This is a genomic window from Sphingopyxis sp. NFH-91, from assembly GCF_021401285.1.
GTDB classification, from domain to species: Bacteria; Pseudomonadota; Alphaproteobacteria; order Sphingomonadales; family Sphingomonadaceae; genus Sphingopyxis; species Sphingopyxis terrae_A.
On the sequence record NZ_JACBGA010000013.1, the window covers coordinates 49,102 to 55,156 of the forward strand.

A 6,055-nucleotide genomic window follows, 5' to 3' on the forward strand; every position below is an offset into this window, starting at 1 on the left:
GATCGCGTAGGGACAGGGCCCTAAGGCTTGTCGGCATAGGCCTTGACCAGATCGTGCATGAAGTCGCGGCCGACATAGACCGCCTTCACTTCGACCCTTTCGTTGAGGCCATGGACGCCGTTGCCGTCGGGGTCGCCCCAGATGCCGGGAATGCCATAGGTCGGGATGCCCACCGCGCCGAGGAAGGTCGCATCGGTATAGCCGTTCGCCATCGACGGGATGACCTTCAGTCCCGGCCAATAGCGCGCGACGAGCTTTTCCATCGGGCCGATCACCTTGGGATCGAGCGGCGGTGCCGGCGGCGCAGGGCGCTTGGGCGGAAGCTGCGTCACGGTGACGCCGGGGTCGCCGATCACCTTTTCCAGCTCGGCCTTGATCTCCTCGATCGGATGACCGGGGAAGATGCGGCAGTTGATATTGGCGCCCGCCCGCTGCGGCAGCGCATTGGGGGCGTGACCGCCGTCGAGCAGGGTCGCGACGCAGGTCGTGCGGATATTGCCGTGGAGGAACCGATCCTTGTTGACGATCGCCTCCGCCGCCTTATCGTCGGGGTCAGCGGCGAGCGCGGCCATCGCCTTGCCCGTTTCGTCGCCGCGCGCGGCGCCCGCTTCGCTGAAGAAGCGCCGCGTCGTGTCGGTCATTTCGACCGGAAATTCATATTCGTCGATCCGCGTCAGCGCCCGCGCGAGCTGATAGATCGCATTGTCGCGCACCGGCACCGAGCTGTGGCCGCCCGCGTTGCGGGTTTCGAGGCGGAAGTTGGCGAAGGTCTTTTCGCCGACCTGCACCGACTGGCCGATCACATGGCCCTTGCCGTCGCTGTCGCCGCCGCCGCCTTCGTTGAGCGCGAATTCGGCGTCGATCAGATCGCGCTTGTTCGCCGCCAGCCATTCGGCGCCGTTGAAGGCGCCGTTGGTTTCCTCGCCGCAGGTCAGTGCCAGCTTGACGGTGCGTTTCGGCTTGTACCCTTCCGTGCGGAAGCGGATCAGCATGTCGGTCCAGATCGCCGCCTGCGCCTTGTCGTCGAGCGTTCCGCGGCCATAGAAATAGCCGTTTTCCTCGACCATCTTGAACGGGTCGCGTTCCCAGTCCGCACGTTTCGCCTCGACGACGTCGATATGCGCGATGAGCAGGATCGGCTTGGCGGTCTTCGACGTGCCGGGATAGACGGCGACAAGGCCGCCCTCCTTCGGATGATCGGGGTCCGCGAACAGCGTCAATTGTTCGTCACCGAGGCCCGCTGTCTTGAGGCGCGCCGCCATGCGTTCGGCGGCGAGCGTGCAGCTTCCCGCCGACAGCGTGGTGTCGGTTTCGACCAGTTCCTTGTAAAGATCGCGAAAGGCGAGCTGGTCCGCGCGCGGCGCCGTCTGCTGCGCGGTGGCGGGCGCGGCGACGAGCAGCGCCGACGACAGCAAGGCGGACAAGATTTTCATTGGTTGGCCTCCCCTGAACAGGCCGCGAAAGGAGCAGAAAGCGCCGCGCGCTGCAAGCCGCTTGCGCGCGGCGCCGCTTTCGCGCAAGTCGCGCTGAGGATGGGGAGAGAGACGTGACGCCGATCGAAGACGATCAGCCTGGGCCGGTCGCGCGCGCGGTGCGCCGCCTGCTATTGCTGCTGTACCGGCTGCGCGGCTGGACCGCGGTGGGCGAGGTGCCCGAACCGCGCCGCTTCATCATCATCGCGGCGCCGCACACCAGCAACTGGGATTTCGTCAACTATCTCGGCCTGACCGCCGACCTAGGCGTGCGCGCCCATTTCATGGGCAAGCTGTCGCTGTTCAAATGGCCGCTCGGCGGCTTCATGCGCCAGATGGGCGGGATTGCGGTCGATCGCCGGAACAGCAGCAATGTCGTACGGCAGATGGTGCAGGAATTTGCGCGGCGGCGCGAGTTCATGCTGACCGTCGCGCCCGAAGGGACGCGGGGCAAGGCGAAAAAGTGGCGCACCGGCTTTTACCAGATTGCGCTCGCCGCGAAGGTGCCGATGGTCGTCGGCCTGATGGATTATGGCACCAAGACCGGCGGCCTGGGGCCGCTGATCTGGCCGACGGGCGATTTCCGCGCCGACATGATGAAGGTGTTCGACGTCTATAAAAGCTGTATTCCCAAAATACCCGAGCGCGCCGTCCGGTCGATCGACGATATCGTCGGCCGCGACGAGGAAGCGCAGGACACCGAGGCAGAGGGCGAGGAGGCACGGGGCCGATGACCGACATGGTGACGCTTCTGGCGATCAATTTCGCGGCGCTGATCGCGGCGATCCTTGTCCTCTGGGGTATCGCGGTGGCGATCCGCGACGTCTCGTTCATCGATGCCTTCTGGGCCTTCGGCATGGTGCTGCTGGCACTCGCAAGCGCGGCGCAGGTCGGTATCGAAGGCGTGCACGCGGCGGCGATCCTCGCGCTCACGGCGCTGTGGGGGCTGCGCCTCTCGATCCATCTTTTCGTGCGCTGGCGCGCGCATGGCGAAGACCCACGCTACGCACGGATCATGGCGCGCACGATGGAACGCCGCGGCTGGAGCTGGGCGCAGACGGCGCTCCTAACCGTCTTTCTGACGCAGGCACCGCTCCTGTTTCTCACCTGCCTGCCCGCGCAGATCGGCATATGGGCCAGCGTGGCCGATCCGGTGCCGGCGCTTGGCGTCATCGGCTGGGCGGGCGTCGCCGCGGCGCTCATAGGTATTGCGTTCGAAAGCATCGGCGACGCGCAGCTCGATGCCTTTCGCAAGAATCCGGCGAACAAGGGCAAGGTGCTCGACACCGGCCTGTGGCGGTATACGCGGCACCCCAATTATTTCGGCGATGCGCTGACCTGGTGGGGCATCTGGCTGATCGCCGCCGACATCGGGCTGTGGGCCGCCGTGGCGAGCGTCATCGGCCCCATTTTCCTGACCTTCACCCTGACGCGCTGGTCGGGCAAGGCGCTGCTCGAAAAGGGCCTGCACAAGACGCGACCCGGCTATGCCGACTATGTCCAGCGCACCTCGGGCTTTTTCCCATGGCCGCCAAAGACCAGGGGCTAGGCGAAGAGACGGCCGCCGCCGATGCGAGCGCGCTGGGCGACGCGCCGCGCATTCGCGCGATCCTGACCGCCGCGGCGCGCGACGGACGCAGCGTCAGCTATTCCGAAATACTCGGCGACCTGGGCTTCCGATTCACGCGGCCCAAGATGCGCGCGCTGTGCAAGACGCTGGGCGAGGTCGACCGGATGTGCGCGCTCGACGGCGAACCCGATCTCGCCGTACTTGTGGTGCGCGAGAGCGACCGGCTGCCCGGTCAAGGCTGGTGGGTCGGCGGCACGGCGCTGTTGCTCGGCTACGACGGCCCGTGGGAAGGCGCCGCCGCGGCGCGTTTCATCCGCGAACAGCAACAGATTGCGTTCGATTATTGGGCGTCGCGATAGGCCGGAAAATATCGCGGCGCGCAGCAAAGGCAGAGGCATATTGAGCGACGCCATCGCGACCTAGCCAAAAGCCGCCCTTCGCCCTAAAGAGCGCCGATGCATTTCCTCGATCAGGCAAAGATTTTCGTGAAGTCCGGCGACGGCGGCCCCGGCGCCGTTTCGTTTCGCCGTGAGAAATATGTCGAATATGGCGGCCCCGACGGCGGCAACGGCGGCAAGGGCGGCGACATTGTGTTCGAGGCGGTGAGCGGGCTCAACACGCTGATCGACTTTCGCTATACCCAGCATTTCAAGGCCCGCCGCGGCACCCCCGGCGCCGGCCGCGATCGCACCGGCGCGGGCGGCGACGATCTGGTGATCCAGGTGCCGATCGGCACGCAGATCCTGGCCGACGACGAAGATCGCAGCTTGCTCGCCGATCTGACCAAGGAGGGCGAGCGCATCGTCTTTCTGCGCGGCGGCGACGGCGGGCGCGGCAATGCGAGCTACAAAAGCTCGACCAATCGCGCGCCGCGTCAGCACGGCCCCGGCTGGCCGGGCGAGGAGATGTGGGTGTGGCTGCGCTTGAAGCTGCTCGCCAACGCCGGGCTCGTCGGGCTGCCCAATGCGGGCAAGTCGACCTTCATCAACGCCGTCTCCAACGCGCAGGCCAAGGTCGGCGCCTATGCCTTTACGACAACGCGGCCGCAACTCGGCGTCGTCAGCCACAAGGGGCGCGAATTCGTCATCGCCGATATTCCCGGCCTGATCGAAGGCGCCGCCGATGGCGCGGGGATCGGCGACCGCTTTCTGGGGCATATCGAACGCTGCCGCGTGCTGCTGCATCTGGTCGATGCCAATGATGCCGATGTCGCGACCAGCTATCACATCGTGCGCGACGAACTCGACGCCTATGGCGCGGGGTTGACCGACAAACCGGTCGTCGTCGCGCTCAACAAGGTCGATACGCTCGACGAGGAATTGATCGCCGCGCTCAAGGCCGAGCTCGAAGAAGCAAGCGGCTATCCGGTCATGGCGCTGTCGGGCGCCAGCGGCGAAGGTGTCGGTGCGGTGCTCGACAAATTGCTCGAAGCCATCGGCCCGGTCGCCCCCGCGGCCGACCATCGCGACGACGCCGACGACGAAGGCGCTTGGTCGCCGCTTTGACGTCGCGGCGGCCGGCGCGGAACGAAACGCGTCCGCGGGGCATTTGATCGCGGAACAACAAGGAGTTCCTCATGCCTCCCCACGCGTCCCGCGCCCTGCACGCGCCTCTCTCGCTCTGCCTGGCCGCGGCCACGGCGCTCACCGCCGTCCCGGCCGCCGCGCAGGACGAAGGCGAAACGACCGGCAAGCGCACCCGCGTCTTCGCCGGGCCGCAATTCTGGCCCGAAACGCCCGGATCGAAAAAGCTCGTCCTCGGGCCCTTCGTCGACCTCTCGCGCGCCAAGCCCGGCGAGGACTTCGCCTTCGAGGCCCCGGACCAGAGCTTTGGCTTCGACCTTGTCGACGACAAGAAATTCGACTTCGGCCCGACCGCCAGCATAATCCGCAAGCGCAAGCCCGAAGCCGTCGGCGGCAACCTGCCCAAGGTCGGACTGACCGTCGAAGCGGGCGCCTTCGCCCAAGCCTGGGTGGCGCCGGCGCTGCGCGTGCGGGTCGAAGCGCGCAAGGGCCTCGGCGGTCATGGCGGCTGGGTCGGCGATGTCGGGGCCGATTATGTCGCGCGCCAGGGCGACGACTGGCTGTTTTCGATCGGTCCGCGCGTCTCGCTCGGTGACAGCAAATATAGCCGCGCCTATTTCGGCGTCGCTCCTACTGATGTCGCCGCCTCGGGCCTGCCCGCTTATGATCCCAAGGGCGGCGTGCAATCGGTCGGCGTCACAGCGGGCTATATGCGCCAGTTGACGCGAAATTGGGGCGTCGCGGCCTTTGCGCGCTACGACCGCCTCGTCGGCGATGCTGCCGACTCGCCCGTCACCCGCGCCTTCGGTTCGCGTAACCAGCCAGCATTCGGGATCGCGCTGAGCTACACCTTCGGCGGCAAGCGCTAGGCCGCGCGGACAAATTCCAACGCCGCAGGGACTGCAGCTAACCGCCAGTTCGTTCGGAAAGCTACCTTTCCGGAAACGACCGTTTGCGGCCGTTCGCTTAAACCCTTCGAATTAGACGAACGAAAATTGGCAACGCGAGTGCGGCGGCGAACATAGAGCTTTGAATTAGACCGAGAAGGAGTTGCCATTCGATAGGCACATCTCGCGCATGAGTGCCGACGTCTGCGCTAAAAACCCATAATGTGACGCTGATATCGACGGCATAGAGAACTATGAAGGCGGCCACGAAATTTGGTAACGTCACGGCCTGACGATATGTGACCGTCGCAGCGATCAACCACAAAGCGCCAAAGATAATCGCGCTGATTTGGCCGGGCACTGAGACCCCATACAAGAAAGGCACCCAATGCCATTGTAAGGTCAAGGCATAGAGCATGACAGCAGGAAATTTGTTTCGGGCCATGCGGTTCTTACTAGTGGCTCAGGGTTTACAGAAAGATGTCCGCTTCCCATCTGTGGACGCCCCAAAAGACGCAAGCGATTTTTGGAGGTAGTGCACGTAGTCGGATGCGGCCATCTGTCCGGCCTTGCAATGCAGCATCGGAGGCTGCGGGCCCGTAT

General features: G+C 65.4%; 7 protein-coding genes. 5 read left to right on the plus strand and 2 right to left on the minus strand.

Annotation, left to right across the window (positions count from 1 at the left end; genetic code table 11):
- Window positions 1–20: 20 nt before the first annotated feature.
- A complete protein-coding gene (locus L0963_RS18445; RefSeq protein ID WP_234181098.1) occupies window positions 21–1,433 on the minus strand; it encodes a M20/M25/M40 family metallo-hydrolase in 1,413 nt (470 codons plus the stop codon).
- Window positions 1,434–1,546: 113 nt separating this feature from the next.
- On the opposite strand from L0963_RS18445, the gene L0963_RS18450 reads away from it, so the two are divergent.
- The 5 genes from L0963_RS18450 (at window position 1,547) to L0963_RS18470 (ending at window position 5,434) form a co-directional block, all read left to right on the plus strand.
- Window positions 1,547–2,206 (plus strand): lysophospholipid acyltransferase family protein, encoded by a 660-nt coding sequence (locus L0963_RS18450; protein WP_234181101.1) that lies wholly within the window; start codon window positions 1,547–1,549, stop codon window positions 2,204–2,206.
- Window positions 2,203–3,021, plus strand: a complete 819-nt coding sequence (locus L0963_RS18455) for a DUF1295 domain-containing protein (RefSeq protein ID WP_062901027.1) — start codon at window positions 2,203–2,205, stop codon at window positions 3,019–3,021. Before L0963_RS18450 ends, L0963_RS18455 begins: the two co-directional genes overlap by 4 nt.
- On the plus strand, window positions 2,997–3,401 hold the full coding sequence (locus L0963_RS18460; RefSeq protein WP_062901028.1) for a hypothetical protein: 405 nt from the start codon (window positions 2,997–2,999) through the stop codon (window positions 3,399–3,401). Before L0963_RS18455 ends, L0963_RS18460 begins: the two co-directional genes overlap by 25 nt.
- 96 nt (window positions 3,402–3,497) lie before the next feature.
- Complete coding sequence (obgE, locus tag L0963_RS18465; RefSeq protein WP_234181104.1) at window positions 3,498–4,547, plus strand: GTPase ObgE; 1,050 nt, start codon at window positions 3,498–3,500, stop codon at window positions 4,545–4,547.
- A 71-nt stretch (window positions 4,548–4,618) separates the two neighbouring features.
- Window positions 4,619–5,434: a MipA/OmpV family protein gene (locus L0963_RS18470; protein ID WP_062901029.1), complete on the plus strand. Its 816-nt coding sequence runs from the start codon at window positions 4,619–4,621 to the stop codon at window positions 5,432–5,434.
- A 97-nt stretch (window positions 5,435–5,531) separates the two neighbouring features.
- Here the strand turns inward: L0963_RS18470 and L0963_RS18475 are convergent, their stop codons facing one another.
- Window positions 5,532–5,897, minus strand: a complete 366-nt coding sequence (locus L0963_RS18475) for a hypothetical protein (RefSeq protein ID WP_186401160.1) — start codon at window positions 5,895–5,897, stop codon at window positions 5,532–5,534.
- Between the last annotated feature and the right edge of the window lie 158 nt (window positions 5,898–6,055).

What these genes read in the sequence shown, in the direction of transcription:
- L0963_RS18445 (WP_234181098.1), bottom strand. Translation starts at nt 1,433, where the DNA reads ATGAAAATCTTGTCCGCCTTGCTGTCGTCGGCGCTGCTCGTCGCCGCG.
- L0963_RS18455 (WP_062901027.1), top strand. Translation starts at nt 2,203, where the DNA reads ATGACCGACATGGTGACGCTTCTGGCGATCAATTTCGCGGCGCTGATC.
- L0963_RS18460 (WP_062901028.1), top strand. Translation starts at nt 2,997, where the DNA reads ATGGCCGCCAAAGACCAGGGGCTAGGCGAAGAGACGGCCGCCGCCGAT.
- obgE (WP_234181104.1), top strand. Translation starts at nt 3,498, where the DNA reads ATGCATTTCCTCGATCAGGCAAAGATTTTCGTGAAGTCCGGCGACGGC.
- L0963_RS18470 (WP_062901029.1), top strand. Translation starts at nt 4,619, where the DNA reads ATGCCTCCCCACGCGTCCCGCGCCCTGCACGCGCCTCTCTCGCTCTGC.
- L0963_RS18475 (WP_186401160.1), bottom strand. Translation starts at nt 5,897, where the DNA reads ATGGCCCGAAACAAATTTCCTGCTGTCATGCTCTATGCCTTGACCTTA.